The organism is Rugamonas sp. FW305-51 (assembly GCF_058786935.1).
This window is the reverse complement of the sequence record NZ_JBYSZG010000114.1, coordinates 1-1,383: the sequence shown is the minus strand read 5'-3', so window position 1 is coordinate 1,383 and position 1,383 is coordinate 1. Positions and strand designations below refer to the sequence as shown.

The window sequence follows — 1,383 nt, the reverse complement described above, 5'->3', positions numbered from 1 at the left end:
TCCGGCGCTATCGGGGCGGGGCTCAGTGCCGACCTGATGCCTAAGATCGGCAATTTAATCGAGGAAATGCACTTGCCTGCTCCTGTGCAGCAGGCGTTGGGAGCGGCAAGCGCCGCTGCCATTGGTGTAGCGGCTGGTGGGGCAGGTGGAGCCGGCACCGCGTTCAATACCGACCTGAATAACCGACAATTGCATCCAACGGAAGAGAAGTGGATACGGGACAAGGCAAAAGGATTCGCGAAGCAAGAGCACATCAGTGAAAAAGAGGCGACGGAACGACTGACCCAGCAAGCCCTGAAGAACGTGGACTATTTATGGCGCGCTGAACTCAGTGACGGCGATGATACGAAAGCCAAGGAATTCTTGAATAATAGTGGGCAAACGTTTGTAAATGATCTCGGCGCCAAGCAACAGTTGTTCACGACCAGCGGACAGCAATTATTCCGTCCGGAGATGTTTGCCGACACCGCAAATCCGGGGTTCTACAAGGCGTTTGCGCAAAGTGGCATCAGCCGTAGTCTGACCACTGGGCTGCTGAAGGAAGCCAAGGACTCGGGGCTGGACATCAAGAACGGGGCCATCGATCTAGCCAAGCTCATTAAGGAAAATCCTAGTCTGGCGGTCGATGCGGTTTGGAATGCGGTGAAAGGGCTACCGCAGAGTGTGGTCGACGGTTTCAAGGAGACAGGCGGCGCTATTGGTGAAGGTGCCGCGGTTGCGTTGAACAAGGATCTCAGCGACAAGCTCAACGCCATATATGGCACCGATGTAAGGGGAGTGCAACAGGCACTGCTGGCGATTCGGATCATCGCCGCCACGACCGGCGCAGCGAGTACCGCCAAAGCAACGGTGGGCATGAGCGAGGCTGCAGCCAATGCGGTAGGTAGAAAACTGGATGGCGCGCTCGAGCAGATGGCTACAGAGGCACTGCGCAAGAGCGGTGGGATATATGATGCGAGTGGAAATTCCCTGCTGGACCTGTCAAAATTGACCGCCAATCAAAAAGGCGCAATGGGTGAATTGTTCGGTGAAAGTACCGTTAAACAGATCATTCCCGATGGGCAGAAGTTGGCGCGTGTTCCGGGCGTCGGTGAAACGGGCCTGGACGACCTGTACAAGGTAAACCGTCCGGGAGTAGATTTTGTGGTTATTGAGTATAAATTTGTGGGGGCAGATGCTAAGACCGGGGCTTCGGTACTCGGTAAGACTGCCGATGGTGTGCAGGGATCGGTGAGTTGGATTACAGGATCAGGTAGAGTTGAAAAAGCAGTGGGGGATAATACCGCTGCAGCAATCAACCAGTCTATTTGCGGTGGTCAAGTAAATTCGGACACAACGATAGGTTCACGTGTTGCCATTTCCCGTTCATAGACGGAGGGCGGC

The 1,383-nt window shown here is 54.8% G+C and carries 1 protein-coding gene; it reads left to right on the top strand.

From position 1 onward, the window contains the following. Positions 1-1,371, top strand: a 1,371-nt coding sequence (locus AC3WOS_RS28515) for a hypothetical protein (protein ID WP_492720700.1), incomplete at its 5' end; no start/stop codon positions are given. Positions 1,372-1,383 lie beyond the last annotated feature (12 nt).